Below are 19,520 nucleotides of genomic sequence, written 5' to 3'. Positions count from 1 at the left end.
CCCTTCAGAGCAAGACTTGAGGGTTCGGGCACCACTCGACTCCCTTGACAGCAACCACCCCACGGCGTTGGCCTTGAGCCCTGCCGCGCGGTGACGCGGCGGCCACGGAACCGGGCACGGGGCACAGGGGGAGAGGGCCATGCTGCGGGTGCACTTCACGGCCGAGGACCTGGCGCGGGTGCGGGTCGCATCGGGGCCGGACTTCCTCTGGGAGATCAGCAACAGCGTCCAGACGCTCCAACGGCGTGACGGGGCGCGGGTGTTCGGCCAGTGGCGCCGCTGGGCGAGGCCGCGCCTCTCGGACAGCGGCCGCCTCCTGTCACCCCTCCTGCCGCCACACGGCTGTTCCCCGGACTTCCTCACGCCCACCCATGGGCAGGGCGAGACGCTCCAGGCGGCGGTCGACACCCTGGTGCGCACCCCTCGGCCGCGCCTGCGCACCGATCTGACCCGGGTGGCCGCCTCGCGTCGGCTGCCGGGCTGGACGGAGTCGCTCGCGCAAGGAGACGCGGCCGCCTTACGGGAGTTGGGGCGAGCTCTGCACACGTACCACCTGGAGGCGCTCGCGCCGTTCTGGCCCCGCATCCACGCCCAGATCGACGCCGACCGCATCATCCGCCTGCACAGCCTCCTCGACGGCGGGACCGACGGTCTGCTCGCGGGCCTCGGGCCGCAACTGCGGTGGCGCCCGCCGGTGTTGGAGGCCGACTATCCGGTGGATCAGGAGCTGCGCCTCGACGGCCGGGGAATCACCTTGCAGCCCTCGTTCTTCTGCTGGCCCACGCCCGTCACGCTCGCCGACGGTGACCTGCCGCCCGTCCTGGTGTATCCCATCGACCACGCGATGGACTGGGCCCACCCCGCATGCGTCGCCGACCGTCCGGACGACGGCGCCCTCGGGCCGCTCGTCGGACATACGCGGGCCGCTGTCCTCAAGGCGGCGCGCACCGGCTCCTCCACGGTCGAGCTGGCCCGTCTGCTGGCGGTCACCCACCCGGCGATAAGCCAGCACGTCAAGGTGCTGCGCGCGGCCGGCCTGCTGACCACCGTCCGCAGGGAGGGGCGGTCGCTTCATGTCGCCACCGCGGAGGGGCGCGCGCTGCTGCGCAGCTGCGGGTCGTAAGTCTGGGCTTTCATCGATTGCGTCTGGCATGGGCATGCAAGGAAGCTGACCGAGCAGTTGCCCACGCATCCCCCCACCGTCCTGCGTTCCGACACCCCGCCCTGCGCGCCGTTCAACGCGCGTCCACGTGTGAACTTCCGCGCACGGCACGCCGGGACGCCTCGACGATCCGATGAAGGAGTGGCGTTGCGCACTACTCGTACCCTCACCTCCACCCTCCCTCTCACCCGCCGGGCGGCCGTGGCCGCCTCGCTCGCCCTGGCCGGCACCCTCTGCGCCGTACCCGGCATAGCCCAGGCCGCCGCGGCGCCCACGGAGCACGAGGCGCCCGCGGCCTCCTCCGGGCACGGCCTGAAGTGGTTCCAGGAGCGCCACGGCCTGCCCCGCACCGGCTCGGTCGACGGCGCGACCGCCAGAGCCCTGCGGCAGGCGCCCGACGCCGAACTGCGCCGCACGTTCCGGACGGCGGCCGACCTCGGGCCCGAGGAACTCGCCAACGCACGCACCGTCATCGGTGTCGGCAAGGGTGCGCAGATCCCCGAACAGGGCCTGGTCATCGCCCTGATGACCGCCATGCAGGAATCGAAGTTCGTCAACTACCTGACGCCGGTGGACCACGATTCCCTGGGGATCTTCCAACAGCGTCCGAGCACCGGCTGGGGCACCCCGGAGCAGATCACCGATGTCGCCACCTCGTCCAAGTCCTTCTTCGGAGTGGCTCCCTTCGGCAGCAACCCGGGCCTGATCCAGATCGACGGCTGGCAGACGATGCCCCCGGGTGACGTCTGCCAGGCGGTCCAGGTCTCCGCCTACCCCGACCGGTACGCGCAGTGGGAGCAGTTCGCCCGCGATCTGCTCGCCCAGGAAGGGCCCACGGTCCCGCCGATCCCGTGACCCGCACGCCAGCGCCCCCATTGCTCCCGCACAACCCCTCACGTCAGGAGTCCGTATGCGCAAGAGACTTGTCTCCACAGCGATCGCCGTCGCCGCCGTCGGCGCACTCGTCACCCCGGCCGTCGCCCAGGCAGAACCCGCACACCCGCACAGCGTCTCCGTCCTCGCCGAAGGCTCCAAGGCCGGGACCGCGGTCGTCAGCGGACAGAACGAACCCGGCACCCGGCTGAGCATCGGCGGTGCGCGGACCAGGAGCGCACACACCCTGCCGGTCGACTACCAGGTCCAGGAGACCGGCTACTGGTGCGGACCCGCCGCCACCCGCATCGCCCTGTCCGCACGGATCGCCCCGCCGAGCCAGGGCGCTCTGGCCGCGCAGCTCGGCACCACCGAGGCGGGCACCGATCACATCAGTCAGGTGACCGGCGTGCTCAACGCCAACCTCGGCACCGGCTGGTACGAGACCAAGGAGATGCCGAACGACCCGCCCACCCAGGCCCAGAAGGACCTGCTGTGGAACGACATCGTCCTGGACATCGACAACAACTACCCGCTGGTGACCAACATCGTGGCCCCGCCCGGCAACCAGCCGCCCGGCTACCCCTCGGACCAGACGATCTACCACTACTTCACGGTCATCGGCTACGACGACGCGAACCGCAGCGTCCTCATCGCCGACCCCGCCTCCTTCGGCGGCAACCAGATCTACTGGCTCTCCTTCGATCAGCTCGCCACCCTCATCCCGCCGAAGGGGTACGCCGCCTGATCCGTGAGCCGGGTCCCGCGAGCCGAAAGCCGTGAGCCGAGTCCCGCGAGCCGAGTCCCGCGAGCCGAGTGCCGCGAGGCGACGACTGTGGGTGGCGCCACCGACACATGCGCCACCCACAGTCCGCTCGGCCGCCGTCTCGGGGGTGACGGCGACAGCCTCAGCGGCACCGACTCCGCTGAGGCCGAACAGGGAGCAGGGTCCGGGCGGTCCTGCCGACCTCAGGCACAATGACGGTCACGGCGAGCTACCTACTGCTTCCGTCGCGACCGGGCACTCGGATGCACCAGGTACCAAGATTTTTCAGCAGTCCTCCTGCACGTCCTCCAGGCGCAGGCGCAGACTGTGGATGCCGCGCCGGGCGTGGCTCTTCACCGTGCCGAGCGGCCACCCGGTGTGATCCGCGATCTGCGGATGGGTCAGGTCCTCGTAGAACGACAGGCGCAACACCGTCCGCTGGGGGCCCGGGAGCCTTGCCAACTCCTGTGTCAGCAGCGCCCGGTCGACCGTCGAGTCCATGCCCTCGTGGACGCCGTGATCCATCGTGGCGAACTGCGCCACCGCGCCCTCGACGAGCGCCGCCCGCCGGGTGCGTGCGCTGAGCGCGTCCGCGATCCTGTGCCGGGCGATTCCCGTCAACCAGGCGCCCAGAGTGCCGAGTTCGGGGCGGTAGCCGTCCCGGCCGCGCCATGCCGCGAAGAACACCTGCTGCGTGATGTCCTCCGCCTCCCGGCTGTCGCCGAGTGCGCGCTGGGCGAGGGCGTGCACCAGCGGCCCCCACCGGCGGTACACCGCCGTGAGACTCGCCTCGTCTCCACCGGCGAGGCCTCGGGCCAGGTCTGTGGTCCGCTCCCTGACGGGGGCTCGCACCGGCTGTGGCACCAGTTTGCTCATCGGCGTGTCGTCAGCTCCTTCCGGCGATCGCAATCGCCGTACGAACGAACGGAATCGGGCAGTCGCGCCGTCGCTGTGGCCGCGATCCGGTCATCCTGGGAACAGCTGCTCCGGCACGGCAACTCGCATCGGTTGTGCGTCGTATCGTGGCCGGATGAGCGAGGGGAAACGCCGCGGTCAGGGCAGCGAATCGGCGGGCACCGGAGTCACCACCGGCGCTCTGGCACGGCGGCTGGGGGTGTCACCCACGACGCTGCGGACCTGGGACCGCAGGTACGGCCTGGGTCCTGCCCGGCGCGATCCCGGTCACCATCGCCGCTGGTCCGAGCGTGATGTCGCCATGGTGGAGGAGATGGGCCGCCTCACCTCCTCGGGGGTGCCACCTGCCGAGGCCGCTCACCAGGCGCTGAAGCTGCTCGATCCCGACGTGGCCTCCGGGACCGCGCCAGGCCCCGCCTCCGTACCGCGGCCGAGACGGCGGGCACGTCAGGCGCGGCTGTCCCCCGACACGTTCGTCCGTCGGCAGCGGGGCCTGTCGCGCGCCGCCGTGCGGCTCGACGCGCCCACCATGCAGGACCTGCTGGACGACGCGGTGGAGAGCCACAGCCTGGTCACCGCGTGGCAGGAGGTGATGGTGCCGACGCTGCACGCCGTGGGCCGCAAGTGGGAAGAGGCCGGCGACCGCTACGTGGAGGTGGAGCACCTGCTGTCGTGGCACGTCTCGCGCACCCTGCACCGCTGCTCCATGGCGCCGACGGCTCCCGCCGCGCCGAACGCCCCGCTGGTGCTGGCCTGCGTACCGGGCGAACAGCACTCGCTCCCGCTGGAGGCGCTGAGCGCGGCACTGGGCGAACTGGGCGTCCCGCAGCGCATGTTCGGCGCCGCCGTGCCGGTCGAGGCGGTCTCGTCCGCCGTGCGCAGGACGGGCCCGGCCGTCGTGGTCCTGTGGGCACAGGCCCGCTCGACCGCGAGCGTCCCACTGGCCCGCCACATCGCCGAGACCCGCTGGGGGGTACGAGGCGCCCGCGGACGCCCCACGGTCATGCTGGCCGGCCCCGGCTGGGCGGGCTCAACGGTACGCGGCGCACTACGCCCCACCACCTTGCACGAGGCGCTGTCCCAGATCACCAGGACCCGCGGAGAGAGGGCAACCGACCGCGGGACGGTGTGAAGCTCCAGATGCACCAGCCTGCGCGGGGCGTCGGCTTGGTGCGTGGTGACGCCGCGAGCGGCCGCACGATCGCGTGACGCCTCGGGTGCCACCCGCTGCGCGTCAGTCGCTTACGCAGGGGGCTGGGCCCGCCAGTCAACAGCCTGTGCTGGAGCGTTGGTTTCAGATCACCAGGACCCGCGCCGAGACCGCAACCGACCACGGGACGGCGTGAAGCCCCAGAGGCGCGAGCCTGCGCGGGGCGTCGGCTTGGCGAGGTGCGTGGTGGCGCCGCGACCGGCCGCACGATCGCGTGACGCCTCGTGTGCCACCCGCCGCCCGTCAGCCGTTAGGCAGGGGCTGGGCCCGCCAGTCTGCGCTAGGGCGTTGGTTCAGATCGGCAGGGTGCGCGGCGGAGCCACGGCTGGCCGTGGGACGGCGTGAGGTCTCAGGGGTGTCAGCTTGCCGCGGCGGCGGTGCTTGGGTCCGCCAGACGATGGGGCGCGTTGACTCGGATTGGCAGGGCCCGCGGCGAGACCGCGGCTGACCAGGGGACGGCGTGGGGCCCCGGGGGTGTGAGCCTGCTGCCGGCGGCGCTGGGGGCCGCCAGCCTGGGCGGGGCGTCGGCCTGGAACGCAGGGCGTTGGCGACGTCGCGGTCGGACGGGGGAGACGGCTGAGACCCGGGGCGCCCTGGGGCCTCAGCCCGCAGTCGGCAGCGGTGTGCGCAGTGCGCTTCGTTCGTTGTGCCAGGCCGCCAAGAGGCGTGCGCCCAGGCGCTCCTCCAGGAAGTCCGTGGCCTCGATGCCGAAGACCACGTCGGACTCCAGGCCGGGTTCGCTCGCGAGCAGGCCGCCGATCACTTCGCGGCGCACCACCTGTTCGTGGACGGCGTCGGCCTCCACGTGTTCGTCGTAGAACCGCTCGGCCGCCTTACCGGCACCGCACTTGCGCATGGCCTTGGCCAGCCGTCGCGAACCCGGGGACGACGTCACCTCGACGGCGCCGAAATGTCCGACAAGGGCTCCGCGCAGCGCCCGGTGCAGGCCGAGCAGGGACATCAGATTGACCGTCGCGAGCGCCTCCGCCGGGGCCGCGTCGAGGTAGTGGCCGTACGCGGTCTCCAGGGAGAGGTCCCGCATGAGGTCGGCGTAGAGCCGGGCGTGGATGTCCTCGGCCCGGCCCGCCCCGAACTCGTCGAACTCGACGGCCACCATGCCCGCCTTGGCCCGGCCGTGCAGCCGGGGAATCACCCAGGCGTGCGGGTCGGCCTCCTTGAGGTGGTACAGGGAGCGCAGCGCCGCGTACTCCCTGATCTGCCAAAGCTCGCCGTCACGCTGCAGATGGTGGCTGACGCTGGTCGGGACGTGGCCGATCGGCTCCAGCAGCAGATCGGCCAAGGCGCGTTCGGCGCTGTCGGTGGAGCGGCAGTTGGCGCGCAGCGCGCCGAGGAAGCGTCCTTCGAGCGCGCGGCGAAGGCCCAGTAGCTCAGGGTCCCATTCGAGGTCCTCGCGGACCCCGTCGAAGCCCTGGTAGTGCAGCTCGTAGAGCGTGTAGAGAGCGAGCTGGAGGTCGTCCCCGTACGGGTCGGCGTCGTGCGTGTCGAGGGACAGCGGCCCCGAACTCCCGCCCTCACGCAGGGTGTTGACGACGAGCTCGGACAGCACGCCGCGAGGCTCCGGCAGAACCGGGCTCGTGTGGCGTGACTCGCGGAGAGCGTCCGAGAGCGTCTGGTTCTCAGCGGGCATCGGGTGCTTCCTCCCCCTTGGTGTGCTCGTCGGTGCCGTCGGTTTTTCCGGCGTTCTCGGCGTTCTCGGCGCGCTCGGTGTCCTCAGGCTTCACGCGGCGGCGGTGGCTCGTGTCGCACCACGGGTAGGCGCGGCTGCGGCGGCAGGTGCAGATCGCGGTGGTGAAGCGCCGGGAAGCGATGACGCTGCCGTCCTCGGCGACGACCTCGACGGGCCCCTCGACGAGCAGGGGTCCCTCGGGGTCGATCGTCACGCGACGCGGCCGCGGGTCACGCGGCAGCCGGTCCGTCCCGGCCGGCGCGGATTCAGGTGCGTTCGGCACGGATGACCACCAGTTCTTCCATGTCCTCGTCGCCAAGCAGCCCCTGCCCGCGCAGGAAGGCCTGGCGTGAGCGCAGGACGGGCCCGAACGGAATGAGCGCGCGGTCGGACACCGAGGCCTCCAAACCGGCCTTGGAGAGCCGGGACAGCGTGGCGTCGGTGTCACACAGCGCCGAATGGACCATGAGCAGCACACCTCCGGGGCGCAGCACCGCGGGCGCCGCGTCGCAGATGCGGTCCACCAACGCGCGGCCGTCCCGTCCAGCGTCCCAGGAACGCGCCGCGCCGCGCCGCGGCAGCCGGCCGGAAGGGGAGGGCACGTACGGAGGATTGCTCGCCACGAAGTCGTAGGACCGCCCAGGGACGGCGGACGTGAGGTCGCCCCGCAGGACGGTGATGCGCTGCCGTGCCGCCAGCGCGTTGAGACGGGCGGTCAGGACGGCACGCCGGGCTATGTCCACCGCCGTCACCTGGGCGCCGAGCCGCGCCGCGTGAACGGCGAGCGCGCCGCTGCCGGTGCCCAGGTCCAGTAGCTCCGTGCCGGGGCCGATGGCCTCGCGGCCCAGGGCGCGAGCGAGCAGACCCGTGTCGTCCTGCGGCGCATAGACCCCGGGAAGGGTCATCAGGCGTCCCGGGGCCGCACCAGCGGCTGTATCGACGACCATCACGCACCTCCGGTGATTGCGGGGCCGGTCGGACGATGCCCCTCCTGGACCGGCCCTCTCACCACACTCCGCTGTTCCCGCACCTGCCACCACTCGGGTGGTGACGCACAGTGACGAATCGAACCGACCGGGTGTCTCTCTGGCCTCATGGATTCCTCGGCTGCTCGGGGCTCGCTCCCGCGACTGTCGATCTCCCAGGTGCCCTGCGAACCGGGGCGCACACGTGCGGGCCGCCGGGAGCCACCGAAGACGTGATCCGAGGCCCGACGTGGGGAAGGGGCGCGATTGCGCCACTGCGACCTGGGTACGCGGCCTTCTCAGCCACTCAGCGGAACAGCCGCTGGCACCCCGAACACAGAAAGGGCGCCATGCCGCTCAATATCTTCGTACTCGGCCTCGACGAGGCCAACCTGCCGACGCTGCGCGCGGTCCCCGACGCGCAGGACTACGTCTTCCACCCCCTCCTGACAGTCGACGAGCTGCAGAGTGGCGAGGTGTCCGTCCCAGCGCTCCTTGAGAAGGCGGAGGGAATACTCGACGCGTTCGACGGTCACATCGACGCGATCGTCGGCTACTGGGACTTCCCCGTCAGCACGCTCGTGCCGATCCTCAGCGAGCGCTACGGGACGCGGAGCACCAGTCTGGATTCCGTGGTCAAGTGCGAGCACAAGTACTGGAGCCGCCTGGAACAGCGGCGGGTCACCGACGCGCACCCGCCGTTCGGGCGGGTCGACATGGAAAGCGCCGACCCCAAGCCCCCCGAGGGCATGGACTTCCCGATGTGGCTCAAGCCCGCGCTGTCCTACTCGTCGGAGCTGGCCTACGGCGTCGGTGACCAGGCCGAGTTCACCGAGGCGGCCGACCGTATCCGCAACGGGATGGGACGCATCGGGCGCCCGTTCGAGGACATCCTCGCCCGCGTCGATCTGCCCCCGGAGATGGCCGACGTGGGCGGCCAGGTGTGCCTCGCCGAAGGCGCGCTGAACGGCATCCAGGTCGCGATCGAGGGCTACGTCCACGAGGGCGAGGTCACCATCTACGGCATCCTCGACTCGATCCAGTACCCCGACTCGCCGTGTTTCCTGCGCCACCAGTACCCCTCCACCCTCCCCGAGCCCGTCCTCGAGCGGCTGCGGGACGTGTCGGAGCGGGTGATGCGGCAGATCGGCATGGACGCGGCGACCTTCAGCATCGAGTACTTCTACGACCCTCGGACCGACGCGATCAACCTCCTGGAGATCAACCCGCGGCACTCCCAGTCGCACGCGGAGATGTTCGAGTACGTCGACGGCGTGCCCAACCACCACTGCATGCTGAGCCTCGCCCTCGGCAAGGACCCCCAACTGCCCCACCGCCAGGGCGAGTACGCCACGGCCGCCAAGTGGTACTACCGCTGGTTCGCCGACGCCACCGTGCACAACGTCCCCTCCCGCAAGGACATCGAGACCATCGAGCGCCGTATCCCCGGCGTGCGCGTCGACGTGCTGGTCGAGGAGGGGCAGCGGCTGTCCGACGCGTCCGAACAGGACAGCTACAGCTACGAGTTGGCTCACATCTTCACGGGCGGGGAGAGCGAGGAGGACATGCGGGCCAAGTACGACCAGTGCGTGGCGGCCCTCGGCCTGACCTTCGACGAGGCGAAGCCCGGCGGCCGCGACACGAAGAACGACTGAACGGCGAACACCCCCACCGAAACACCCCCCACCGAAGCACCCCGCAACACGAAGGAGCGTCTCGGCTTGCGCTACGTGAGCGACCTTCCGTACGAGACCAAGGAAGAGGAGAACGTCACCATCCCCGTGGCGGACGGAACCCGCCTCGCGGCCCGCATCTGGCGGCCGACGTCCTCCGACCAGGAACCCGTCCCCGCGGTCCTGGAATACATCCCCTACCGTCAGCGTGACCTGACCGCCGAGCGCGACTCCATCCACCACCCCTACATCGCCGGGCACGGTTACGCCTGCATCCGTGTGGACCTGCGTGGCACCGGCGACTCCGAGGGGGTGCTCAAGGACGAGTATCTGGAACAGGAGCAGGCCGACGCCGAGGACATCCTGGCCTGGCTCGCCGACCAGCCCTGGTGCGACGGCAACACCGGCATGATGGGGATCTCCTGGGGCGCCTTCGCCGCACTCCAGGTCGCCGCGCGGCAGCCGGAGAGCCTGCGCGCCATCGTCATCGCGTCCTTCACCGACGACCGGTACGCCGACGACATGCATTACATGGGCGGTGCCCTCCTGTCGGACAATCTGGCCGAGGCGGGCACCATGTTCGCCTACGGCACCATGCCCCCGGACCCGATGATGGTGGGGGACCGGTGGCGCGACATGTGGCACGAGCGCATGGAGGGCACCCGGCCCTGGGTGCTCGAATGGCTCAAGCACCAGCGCCGTGACGACTACTGGCGGCACGCCTCGGTCTGCGAGGACTACCAGGCCGTACGCACCCCCGTCCTCGCCTCCAGCGGCTGGGCGGACGGCTATTCGAACGCCGTGACACGACTGCTCGGCAATCTGGACGTGCCGCGCAAGGGGCTGATCGGCCCCTGGTCCCACAAGTTCCCGCATCTCGGTCAGCCGGGCCCCGCCATCGGCTACCTCCAGGAAGTGGTGCGCTGGTGGGACCACTGGCTGAAGGGCGTCGACAACGGCGTGATGGACGGGCCGATGCTGCGAACGTGGATGCAGGACAGCGTGCCGCCCTCCACGTCGTACGAGGAACGTCCGGGACGCTGGGTGGGGGAGCCGTCCTGGCCGTCCCCGCACATCACGCCCGTCGTGCGGCGCCTCACCCGCCACGGTCTCTCCGAGCCGATCACGGGGACCGCCGGGTCCCGTGATTCCCCCGAGGGGGAGCCGGTGGGTGCGGAGGCGGGAATGTCCGTCCAATCACCGCTGTCCGTAGGCCAGTTCGGCGGGAAGTGGGCCTCCTACAACGCGCCCCCCGACCTGCCCTACGACCAGCGTGAGGAGGACGGCGGCTCGCTGGTCTTCGAGACCGATCCGCTGACCGAGCGCACGGAGATCCTCGGCTCGCCCAGCGTCGAACTCGACCTGAGCGTCAACCAACCCGTGGCCATGGTCGCGGTCCGGCTGTCCGACGTGGCGCCCGACGGCAGCGCCACCCGTGTCAGCTACGGCCTGCTCAACCTCACCCGCAGCGAGGCCCACGGTGACCCGCGTCCCCTCGAACCCGGGCGCCGTTACCGCGCGGCCATCCCGCTCAACGGTGTCGCCCAGGCGTTCCCGCCGGGTCACCGCATCCGGGTGTCCCTGTCCACCTCGTACTGGCCGCTGGCCTGGCCGCCGCCCAAGCCGGTGCTCCTGACCGTGTACGAGACGTCGAGCACCCTGACGCTCCCCGTCCGCCCGGTGTCGGAGCCCGACGCACTGCCGGAGCAGCCCTTCGGTGAGCCGGAAGGCACGCGGCCGAGGTCTCCCGTCCAGCTGTCCGCCCCCGAGGAGCGCTGGCAGGTCAAGCGTGACCTGGTCGACTACGCCGCCGAGCTGGAGATCGTCAAGGACCGGGGAACTGTGCGCCTCGAGGACATCAACCTCGACGTCGGGCGCCGGGCCTACGAGCGCTACACCTCCCGGGCCGAGGACTTCACCTCCGCGGCCGGCGAGTCGGCCTGGACGATGTCCTTCAAGCGCGACGACTGGGACGTACGGGTGGAGACCCGCACGGTTCTCAGTTGCGACGAGGACACCTTCCGGGTGGACGCCACCCTGGACGGTTACGAGGGTGACCGGAGGGTTTTCTCGCGTACCTGGAATGAAACCGTGCCCCGCGACTTGCTGTGACACCACGCTTGTTGTGACACCACGGCTGAATGAGCCGCGGTGAGACGGCCGGAAGTTTCTGTTTGGCCTCTGAACGGCAGGGCACCCGATGCGATGGAGGTTGATCATCTCCTCCCGCTATGTGAATCCCCGCGTCTCGGGGAAAACGAATTGAGGAGTTCTCGATGAGCAACGAAATCTGGAGCTACGCTCCCACCGCCGGGCACGGCCCGGACGCCGATCTGACCGGTTACAAGGTCGAGGCCGCCGACGGCGCCATCGGCAAGGTCGACAAGCACTCGAACGAGGTCGCCAACCAGTACATCGTGGTCGACACCGGAGTGTGGATCTTCGGCAAGGAGGTGCTCCTGCCTGCGAGCACCGTCACCGCCATCGACCACGAGGCGCGCAAGATCCTCGTCTCGCGCACCAAGGAGCAGATCAAGGACGCTCCCGAGTTCGACAAGGAAAAGCACCTGGGCGACCCCGCCTACCGTGACCAGCTCGGCGGCTATTACGGCGGCCTCGGCCCGGGTCACTGATCCGAAGCGGTGGCGTGAACATTCCGCCCCATTGACACGATGGCGTCCGAGGCACCTCATGCCTCGGACGCCATCAGGCGTTTATGCGGGTGTACGCGGAGGGACCATCCCGGCCGAATTCATGTCCACCGGTGCTTTCGCTCAGCGGACGCGTGCGGCGATGGTCCGGGCGCATTCCAAGGATTCGGTGTGCGTCGTGTCCACTTCCATGTCGTAATGCACGCCGTGGTGGACCAATGCGGCCTGGGACGCGGCCATTCCGGCGACCCGGTCGCCCCGTGCCGTCTCCCGGCCCGCGGCGACCGTGCTGTCACAGCGGACGCCGACCCACAGCACCCCTACATCCCTGAGGGCCTTCTGCCACCGCTCCTGCGACGCCGGACCGCCGAGAAAGACCTCATCGACGATGATCCGGGCTCCGGCGCGGGCCATCGACGCGATTCCCTCGATCCAGGCCGCCTCCAGCGTCCGGAACTCGTGGCCGACGGCCACCTTGCCGTCGTCGGCGAACTCGATTCCCTCCGAACCGGTCCGCATGGACGCGGGCATGGCGTCGACCAGTGTGTCGCAGCCGAATGCCAGCCACGGATCGGGCAGCACCGCCTGCAGGCACCGCGCGATGCCGGACTTCCCGGAGCTGGAACCGCCATTGAGAACGATCACTTGAGTGGTCACCGCGCCAGGGTAGGAGCCACATCGCGACACCGGAAACGGTTTTCGTCGGGCTCGTCCCGGGTGTCGTCCGCGATTCGCCCGGTCAGCGTGTGCTGTCGTACGGGCCGACGCGTCGGTAGGCGGCCCGCGCGTGGAGCACCCGGCCCGCCGTCGTACCGACGAGCGCCGCGGCCAGCAGACACGTGATCCACTCAGGGTCCCGGTGTCCGGCCCAGGAGATCTCACCGATGGGATGCGCGGCGAAGAAGTTCAGAAGCAGCCAGCACAACAGGGCCGTCCCCGGCGCCGCGACGAAACGGCCCCGCACCCCCAGGAGCGCGGCAAGCACCGAAAGAGCCGCGAGCGCGATTCCCGTCCGGTCGAGCGCACCGAGCAGATCGAGCGCCGTCACCAGCACGAAGGCGCCCGCATAGGCTCCCGTCCAGATGAAGGGCGTGGCCACAGGTTCGGGAACGACCCGCACGCCTTTGGCGATGTACCGCCACTCCACGACCATCGTTTCCTCCCCACCGCCGGCCCGCCGGGGCGCCGCTGCCCCGGGGACGTCCGTGACCGGCGCTTCCCGCAACGGGACGACGCGCCGGAGCTCGGGCACGGGCGTGGTCCCGGGCAGATTGTCGCACCCCATCCGACGGTCGCGGCCCGGACGGACACCTGACCGGCGGTCTCCTGCCCGGTGGTCTCCCGCTCGTCGTGTCCGCGTCATAATTTCCGGATGAACCTCGCCTCGGCTCCCGAGCCCTCCGCGCCCCGACGGCGTGCCCGCATCGTCGTCGTGGGAGCCGGACCGGCGGGCCTCACCGTCGCCAACATCCTCCGTGCCGCCTCCGTCGACTGCGTGGTCCTGGAGACGGAGAGCAGGGCGTTCATCGAGCAGCGGCCCCGCGCGGGCTTCATCGAGGAATGGGCCGTGCGCGCCCTGGAACAGCGGGGTCTGGCCGACCGTCTCCTGACCCACGCGCAGACGCACGGCGAATGCGAGTTCCGCTGGGCGGGGGAGCGCCACCGTTTCGCGTACGGAGAGCTCTCCGGGCACCGCCACTTCGTCTACCCCCAGCCCCTGTTGGTGACGGACCTGGTGGGCGCCTACGCCGACCGGGCGGGCGGCGACATCCGGTTCGGCGTACGCGACGTGGAGCTGCACGGCATCGACACGGACCAGCCCTCGGTGTCGTACACCGACCCGGAGACGGGCGAGCGCACACGCATCGAGTGCGACGCCATCGCGGGCTGCGACGGCGCGCGCGGCGTGACGCGCACCTACGCCGCGGCGGAGCAGGCCACCGTCGCCCGGCACGACTACGGCATCGGCTGGCTCGCCCTCCTCGCCCAGGCCCCGCCGTCATCGGACTGCGTCGTCTTCGGCCTCCATCCGCGTGGCTTCGCGGCCCACATGGCCCGCAGCCCCCAGGTCACCCGCTACTACCTGGAGTGCCCGCCCGGCGACGACCCCGAGAACTGGCCGCACGAGCGCGTCTGGTCCGAGCTGCACGCCCGCCTCACGGTGGCGGGAGCGCCGCCGCTCACCGAGGGGCCACTGATCGAGAAGCGAGTCCTGGACATGCACAACTACGTGGTGGAACCCATGTCGTACGGGCGGCTGTACCTGGCGGGCGACGCCGCGCACCTCGCCGCCCCCATCGCGGCGAAGGGCATGAACCTGGCCCTCCACGACGCCCTGTTGCTCGGGGACGCTCTCGTCGCCTCCTGCACGGCAGGGGACGAGAGCGGCCTGAGCGGTTACTCGGAAGCCTGCCTGCCACGGGTGTGGCAGTACCAGGAGTTCTCCCGGTGGCTCTCGGAGCTGCTGCACGGGGCGTCGTCGGGCGACCCGTTCCAGGCGGGCATCGCGACCGCCCGGCTGCGCAGGATCCTCGGCTCGCCGGCGGCCGCGGCCGCGTTCGCCGAGCTCTACATCGGAAAGGGCGCCGACTGCTGAGGCTCGGAGCGGGGGACGCGCGCGGCGTCGCGGGGTCCTCACCGATCTTTACGGGCTCGCCGCCCGGTTAGGCTGGGGGACCTCCCCCGCCGTGTCGCAGCCGTCGAGCGCAGCGCTCCCGGCGCCCTTTTCCCGCACGCCCAGGGTGATGCCAGGCGCTGCCCGAGCATGACAGGTACCACTCTTGTCCACGTCCGCACCGTCCCAGGCCGCCCGGCTGCGCGGCCTGCGCCCCGGCTGGCTCTCCGACCCGAAGGTGTGGCGCACCGAGGTGCTCGCCGGCTTGGTGGTCGCGCTCGCGCTGATTCCCGAGGCGATCTCGTTCTCCGTGATCGCCGGGGTGGACCCCGCGATCGGTCTCTTCGCCTCCTGCACCATGGCCGTGACCATCTCGATCGTCGGCGGACGCCGCGCGATGATCTCCGCCGCGACCGGCGCGGTGGCCCTGGTCATCGCCCCGCTCAACCGCGAGCACGGACTCGGGTACCTCGTCGCGGCCGTCATCCTGGCCGGTGTCTTCCAGATCGCCCTCGGCGCGCTCGGTGTCGCCAAGCTGATGCGGTTCGTGCCCCGCAGCGTGATGGTCGGCTTCGTCAACTCCCTCGCCATCCTCATCTTCATGGCGCAGGTCCCCGAGATGCACGACGTGCCCTGGCCCGTCTATCCGCTGATCGCGGCCGGGCTCGCCCTCATGGTGTTCTTCCCGAAGGTCACCAAGGTGATCCCGGCACCGCTCGCGTCCATCGTGATCCTCACGGTCATCACGGTCGGCGCCGGGATCGCGGTGCCGACCGTCGGAGACAAGGGCGAGCTGCCGTCCTCCCTGCCGGTGCCCGGCCTGCCCGACGTGCCGTTCACCATGGACACGTTGACGACCGTCGCGCCCTACGCGTTCGCCATGGCGCTGGTCGGCCTGATGGAGTCCCTGATGACCGCCAAGCTCGTCGACGACATCACCGACACCCATTCCTCCAAGACCCGTGAGTCCATCGGCCAGGGCATCGCCAACATCGTCACCGGCTTCTTCGGCGGCATGGGCGGCTGCGCCATGATCGGCCAGACGATGATCAACGTGAAGGTGTCCGGGGCCCGCACGCGCCTTTCCACCTTCCTCGCGGGCGCCTTCCTGATGGTCCTGTGCATCGTCTTCGGCCCCGTCGTCTCCGACATCCCCATGGCCGCGCTGGTCGCCGTGATGGTGATGGTCTGCTTCGCGACCTTCGACTGGCACTCCGTCGCCCCGAAGACGCTCAAGCGGATGCCGGCCGGTGAGATCACGGTCATGGTGGTCACCGTCGTGTGCGTGGTCGCCACGCACAACCTCGCCGTCGGCGTGGTCGCGGGATCGGTCACCGCGATGGTCATCTTCGCCAAGCGCGTCGCCCACCTCGCCGAGGTCACCGCCTCCACCGACCCGGACGGCGGCCGGGTGACCTATGCCGTCACCGGCGAGCTGTTCTTCGCCTCGTCCAACGACATCGTCGGACAGTTCGACTACGCGGGCGACCCCGACAAGGTCGTCATCGATCTGACGGCCGCCCACATCTGGGACGCCTCCTCCGTGGCCGCCCTGGACGCGATCGAGAACAAGTACGCCCAGCGCGGCAAGACCGTGCAGATCATCGGCCTGAACAAGCCGAGCGCCCAGATCCACGAGAAGCTCACCGGCGAACTCACGGGCGGCCACTGACCTTCCGAGGCGGGACATTTGTACTGGCGGACCGGCGACATCCGGATCTGCCATGCGCCTCGCCCCGCAGGCACGCTGAGAGGACCGCGGGGTGCCCGAGCCACCGCGGACGGCAGCAGAGGGAGGCGCTGAGGCCATGGTTCTGTCGAGTCCGACACAGCAGAGGACGCCGATGAGCGGGACGTACGAGATCGACGCGGCGGCTTCGACGGTGCGCTTCCGGACGCGCACCATCTTCGGCCTGTTCCCGGTCCGGGGCACCTTCGGCATCAGCCGGGGGCAGATCACCGTGGCCGACCCCGTCGACGCCTCTTCGGTGGACGTCACCGTCGGGGCGGCCTCGTTCGACTCCGGCCTGGAGCGCCGCGACCGGCACGTCACGTCCGCCGACTACCTCGACGCGGCCAGGCACCCGGAGATCGAGTTCCGCAGCCGGCAGGTGACGCGGTCCGCGACGGGCACGGCAATGCTCCAGGGGGAGTTGACGGTACGAGGTGTCACGCGGCCCGTGGCCGTCACGGTCGGGGCGGTCGAGCTGAACGGACGGCGCCTGACCGTCGAGGGCACGGCCACCGTCGACCGGTACGCGTTCGGTGTGACCACGGCCAAGGGCATGACCGGCCGCCGCCTGGACATCCACCTCGCGGTCGAAGCGGTTCCGGTCGGCCCGTGAGGCAGGCCCCACCGCGCTCTCAGGCGGGGCGTCCGTCGATCAGGGTGCGGCACATGATGGACTCTGAGCATGGCTGTAGAGGCTCTCATCGTCATCGACATGATCAACACGTACGAGCACCCCGATGCGGAAATCCTCCGTAAGTCGGTCGAGGAAGTCCTGCCCAACATCCGCAGACTGATCGAGCGGGCGCGGCAGGAAGACATCGCGGTGATCTACGCCAACGACAATTTCGGCCTGTGGCGCTCGCACCACGACGAACTGCTCGACATCGCCCTGAGCGGCCCGCACGCCGATCTGGTCACCCCGATCCGTCCCACGGGCGACTCGCTCTTCGTGGTGAAGGCCCGGCACTCGATCTTCTACGACACCCCTCTGGAGTACCTGCTCAGCCAGCGCGGCATCGAGTCCGTGCTCCTGTGCGGGCAGGTGACCGAGCAGTGCGTCCTCTACTCGGCGCTCGACGCGCACATCAGGCACCTGGACGTCGTCGTGGCCGAGGACGCCTGCGCGAGCATCCACGGTGACCTCGCGGCGGCCGCGCTGCAGATGATGGAACGGAATATGCAGGCGCGCCTGGTCCGTTCCACCGACGAGGCGCTGTTCGGGTCCGCATGAACCCGCTGGACGAACTGGACGCGCGTGTCGCGGGGTGCTTCGCCTGCCCCCGCCTCGTCGAGTGGCGGGAGGAGGTGGGGCGCGTCAAGCGGGCCGCCTTCATGGACTGGACGTACTGGGCCCGGCCGGTGCCCGGGTTCGGGCCGCCCGATGCCTCCATGCTCGTCATCGGGCTCGCGCCCGCGGCGCACGGCGGTAACCGGACGGGCCGGATGTTCACGGGCGACCGTTCCGGAGACGTCCTCTACCGGGCGATGTACGACCTGGGCCTCGCGTCGAGTCCGCACGCGGTGTCCATCGACGACGGCCTGACGCTGCGCGGGGTGCGGGTGACCTCCCCGGTGCACTGTGCGCCGCCGGAGAACAAGCCGACCCCTGCCGAGCGCGACACGTGCAGGCCATGGCTCGTACGGGAGATGGAGCTGCTGGGGCCGCGGCTGCGGTCGGCCGTGATCCTGGGGGCGTTCGGCTGGCAGGCCGCCCTGCCGGCGTTCGCGGCGGCGGGCTGGCGCGTGCCGAAGCCACGGCCGCGGTTCGCGCACGGAGCGCGGGTGACGCTGGAACGTGCGGGCGCGGAGGAAACCGGAGGGCGCTCGGGGGCCGTCGCGCCCGGGGAATCCGGGCTGGGCCCCGTCACCCTGTACGGCTGCTTCCACGTCAGCCAGCGGAACACGTTCACCGGCCGGTTGACCCCGGACATGCTCAAGGACGTCCTGCGGGAGGCGGCGGGCGAGGCGGGCATCGCTCCGTACACACGGGCGGACGGGCAGGACTGACCGGCAAGGCAGTCGCCGCCGGTGGCCTCAGCCGCCCTCGACCCCGGTCGAGTCATGGGCCGAGCCGACCGGCTTCCGCAGGTGTTCCTGGAAGCGGAGCACGACCGCCGACGCGGAATCCTCGCGCTCCTGGACGCCGCCGCAGCCGCTCAGGGGGGGGGGGGGGGGGGGGGGGGGAAGAAAACCAACCCCCCCCCCCCCCCCCCCCCCCCCCCCAAACCCTCCCCCCTTCACGGACCACCGGGGCGACGATGCCGCACACCCTCCCGGCGGGCGGACCCCACGCACCCGACACGCTGTGGCGAGCGGAACGATTCATCTCGGCGGCCTAGAGACAACCGGGAGACGGCCGGGAGGCCACCTGGAACGGCAGAAGCCCCCGCACGGGAGTGGGCGGGGGCTTCTGCGGAAGTCTGGTCAGGCGTCGCGGCGCTTCATGTTGTCGCGCGCTTCCTCGGCGCGGTCACGGGCGTCGCCCATGGACTTCTTGGCCTCGCCCTTCGCCTGGTCCATCTTGCCCTCGGCCTGCTTGCCGCGGTCGCCGGTGACCTTGCCGGTCATCTCCTTGGCCTTGCCCTTCATCTTGTCCATGCCGCCCTTGTCAGCCATGACCACTCCTTTGTCGGTACAGCGCCCACCGGGTGTCACCCACGGTGTGGGCCTCTGCGTTCAACGTAAGGGGGACATGGAGACCTCGCCCGTCCAGCCGTCACACACCGTGACGGGTTGCTCAGTCCAGGCAGAACTCGTTGCCCTCGGGGTCGGTCATCACCAGGAAACCGGCGCTCATCGGGGGAGCGGGCTCGTCGCGACGCACGCGCTTGGCTCCGAGCGCGACGAGGCGGTCGCATTCGGCCTCAAGTGCCGCCATGCGTTCCTCCCCCTGTAGGCCGGGGGCCGCACGGACGTCGAGGTGGACGCGGTTCTTGGCGATCTTGTCCTCCGGGACCTGCTGGAAGAACACACGCGGCCCGTCCCCTTCCGGGTCCTCGATGGCCGACTTCGCGTTGCGCTGATCCTCCGGTACGCCGATCCGCGCGAGGAACTCATCCCACGCCGCGAGCGCGTCGGCTCCTTCGGGCAGGTCGACTCCGGGCGGGCCGGGGTGGACGTAGCCCAGCGCGTCGCGCCAGAAGGAGGACAGTGCCCGCGGGTCGTGGGCGTCGAAGGTGATCTGAATGTGGCGGCTCATCGGCTTGCTCCGTTCGTGGCGGTACCCATGAGGTCACCCTGCCAGGTATGGCGGACAGGATCGGTCCGCCATA

Annotated in this window: 20 protein-coding genes; 12 read left to right on the top strand and 8 right to left on the bottom strand. The window is 70.6% G+C overall.

Annotation, left to right across the window (positions count from 1 at the left end; genetic code table 11):
- The first annotated feature begins 139 nt into the window (after positions 1-139).
- The 3 genes from ACZ5U5_RS02945 (at position 140) to ACZ5U5_RS02935 (ending at position 2,783) form a co-directional block, all read left to right on the top strand.
- The gene (locus ACZ5U5_RS02945) at positions 140-1,123 is read left to right on the top strand and encodes an ArsR/SmtB family transcription factor (protein ID WP_469015423.1); all 984 of its coding nucleotides are present in this window, start codon (positions 140-142) and stop codon (positions 1,121-1,123) included.
- Between the two features lie 258 nt (positions 1,124-1,381).
- A complete protein-coding gene (locus ACZ5U5_RS02940) occupies positions 1,382-2,017 on the top strand; it encodes a peptidoglycan-binding domain-containing protein (protein WP_469016884.1) in 636 nt (211 codons plus the stop codon).
- A gap of 55 nt (positions 2,018-2,072) precedes the next feature.
- On the top strand, positions 2,073-2,783 hold the full coding sequence (locus ACZ5U5_RS02935; RefSeq protein WP_469015420.1) for a C39 family peptidase: 711 nt from the start codon (positions 2,073-2,075) through the stop codon (positions 2,781-2,783).
- Between the two features lie 303 nt (positions 2,784-3,086).
- On the opposite strand, the gene ACZ5U5_RS02930 is transcribed toward ACZ5U5_RS02935, so the two are convergent.
- Positions 3,087-3,677 carry an RNA polymerase sigma factor gene (locus tag ACZ5U5_RS02930; RefSeq protein WP_469015418.1) on the bottom strand — a complete coding sequence of 197 codons (591 nt, stop codon included), beginning with the start codon at positions 3,675-3,677 and terminating at the stop codon, positions 3,087-3,089.
- A 154-nt stretch (positions 3,678-3,831) separates the two neighbouring features.
- Here ACZ5U5_RS02930 and ACZ5U5_RS02925 point away from each other — a divergent pair, with 154 nt between their 5' ends.
- Positions 3,832-4,848: a MerR family transcriptional regulator gene (locus tag ACZ5U5_RS02925; protein WP_469015416.1), complete on the top strand. Its 1,017-nt coding sequence runs from the start codon at positions 3,832-3,834 to the stop codon at positions 4,846-4,848.
- A gap of 679 nt (positions 4,849-5,527) precedes the next feature.
- Here ACZ5U5_RS02925 and ACZ5U5_RS02920 read toward each other — a convergent pair.
- From ACZ5U5_RS02920 to ACZ5U5_RS02910, 3 genes are read right to left on the bottom strand one after another with little or no spacing between them, the layout of a single operon-like run.
- Positions 5,528-6,574 (bottom strand): iron-containing redox enzyme family protein, encoded by a 1,047-nt coding sequence (locus ACZ5U5_RS02920; protein ID WP_469015413.1) that lies wholly within the window; start codon positions 6,572-6,574, stop codon positions 5,528-5,530.
- On the bottom strand, positions 6,564-6,896 hold the full coding sequence (locus tag ACZ5U5_RS02915; protein ID WP_469015410.1) for a CDGSH iron-sulfur domain-containing protein: 333 nt from the start codon (positions 6,894-6,896) through the stop codon (positions 6,564-6,566). The genes ACZ5U5_RS02920 and ACZ5U5_RS02915 overlap by 11 nt, the downstream gene beginning before the upstream one ends.
- Positions 6,880-7,518 carry a HemK2/MTQ2 family protein methyltransferase gene (locus ACZ5U5_RS02910; protein WP_469015407.1) on the bottom strand — a complete coding sequence of 213 codons (639 nt, stop codon included), beginning with the start codon at positions 7,516-7,518 and terminating at the stop codon, positions 6,880-6,882. Before ACZ5U5_RS02910 ends, ACZ5U5_RS02915 begins: the two co-directional genes overlap by 17 nt.
- 410 nt (positions 7,519-7,928) lie before the next feature.
- Here ACZ5U5_RS02910 and ACZ5U5_RS02905 point away from each other — a divergent pair, with 410 nt between their 5' ends.
- From ACZ5U5_RS02905 to ACZ5U5_RS02895, 3 genes are all read left to right on the top strand, one after another.
- On the top strand, positions 7,929-9,233 hold the full coding sequence (locus ACZ5U5_RS02905; RefSeq protein ID WP_469015404.1) for an ATP-grasp domain-containing protein: 1,305 nt from the start codon (positions 7,929-7,931) through the stop codon (positions 9,231-9,233).
- Between the two features lie 66 nt (positions 9,234-9,299).
- Complete coding sequence (locus tag ACZ5U5_RS02900; RefSeq protein WP_469015403.1) at positions 9,300-11,363, top strand: CocE/NonD family hydrolase; 2,064 nt, start codon at positions 9,300-9,302, stop codon at positions 11,361-11,363.
- Between the two features lie 164 nt (positions 11,364-11,527).
- Complete coding sequence (locus ACZ5U5_RS02895) at positions 11,528-11,884, top strand: PRC-barrel domain-containing protein (protein WP_469015401.1); 357 nt, start codon at positions 11,528-11,530, stop codon at positions 11,882-11,884.
- 141 nt (positions 11,885-12,025) lie between these two features.
- Here the strand turns inward: ACZ5U5_RS02895 and cpt are convergent, their stop codons facing one another.
- Positions 12,026-12,559, bottom strand: coding sequence for a chloramphenicol phosphotransferase CPT (gene cpt, locus ACZ5U5_RS02890; RefSeq protein ID WP_469015398.1), 534 nt, complete (start codon positions 12,557-12,559; stop codon positions 12,026-12,028).
- 82 nt (positions 12,560-12,641) lie between these two features.
- Positions 12,642-13,154 (bottom strand): hypothetical protein, encoded by a 513-nt coding sequence (locus ACZ5U5_RS02885; protein ID WP_469015395.1) that lies wholly within the window; start codon positions 13,152-13,154, stop codon positions 12,642-12,644.
- A 120-nt stretch (positions 13,155-13,274) separates the two neighbouring features.
- Between ACZ5U5_RS02885 and ACZ5U5_RS02880 the strand changes: the two genes are divergently transcribed.
- The 5 genes from ACZ5U5_RS02880 to ACZ5U5_RS02860 all read left to right on the top strand — a co-directional run bounded on the left by ACZ5U5_RS02880 (position 13,275) and on the right by ACZ5U5_RS02860 (position 18,255).
- Positions 13,275-14,498, top strand: coding sequence for a 4-hydroxybenzoate 3-monooxygenase (locus tag ACZ5U5_RS02880; RefSeq protein WP_469015393.1), 1,224 nt, complete (start codon positions 13,275-13,277; stop codon positions 14,496-14,498).
- Between the two features lie 184 nt (positions 14,499-14,682).
- Complete coding sequence (locus ACZ5U5_RS02875) at positions 14,683-16,188, top strand: SulP family inorganic anion transporter (RefSeq protein ID WP_469015390.1); 1,506 nt, start codon at positions 14,683-14,685, stop codon at positions 16,186-16,188.
- A gap of 136 nt (positions 16,189-16,324) precedes the next feature.
- Positions 16,325-16,861, top strand: a complete 537-nt coding sequence (locus ACZ5U5_RS02870; RefSeq protein WP_469015388.1) for a YceI family protein — start codon at positions 16,325-16,327, stop codon at positions 16,859-16,861.
- A 69-nt stretch (positions 16,862-16,930) separates the two neighbouring features.
- Complete coding sequence (locus tag ACZ5U5_RS02865) at positions 16,931-17,479, top strand: cysteine hydrolase family protein (protein WP_469015386.1); 549 nt, start codon at positions 16,931-16,933, stop codon at positions 17,477-17,479.
- Complete coding sequence (locus ACZ5U5_RS02860) at positions 17,476-18,255, top strand: uracil-DNA glycosylase (RefSeq protein ID WP_469015383.1); 780 nt, start codon at positions 17,476-17,478, stop codon at positions 18,253-18,255. Before ACZ5U5_RS02865 ends, ACZ5U5_RS02860 begins: the two co-directional genes overlap by 4 nt.
- Before the next feature lie 417 nt (positions 18,256-18,672).
- On the opposite strand, the gene ACZ5U5_RS02855 is transcribed toward ACZ5U5_RS02860, so the two are convergent.
- Complete coding sequence (locus tag ACZ5U5_RS02855; protein ID WP_469015380.1) at positions 18,673-18,864, bottom strand: CsbD family protein; 192 nt, start codon at positions 18,862-18,864, stop codon at positions 18,673-18,675.
- 121 nt (positions 18,865-18,985) lie between these two features.
- The gene (locus ACZ5U5_RS02850) at positions 18,986-19,447 is read right to left on the bottom strand and encodes a VOC family protein (protein WP_469015377.1); all 462 of its coding nucleotides are present in this window, start codon (positions 19,445-19,447) and stop codon (positions 18,986-18,988) included.
- Between the last annotated feature and the right edge of the window lie 73 nt (positions 19,448-19,520).

This window comes from Streptomyces sp. NPDC033177, assembly GCF_055577715.1.
This window is presented reverse-complemented; position numbering and strand designations above follow the sequence as displayed.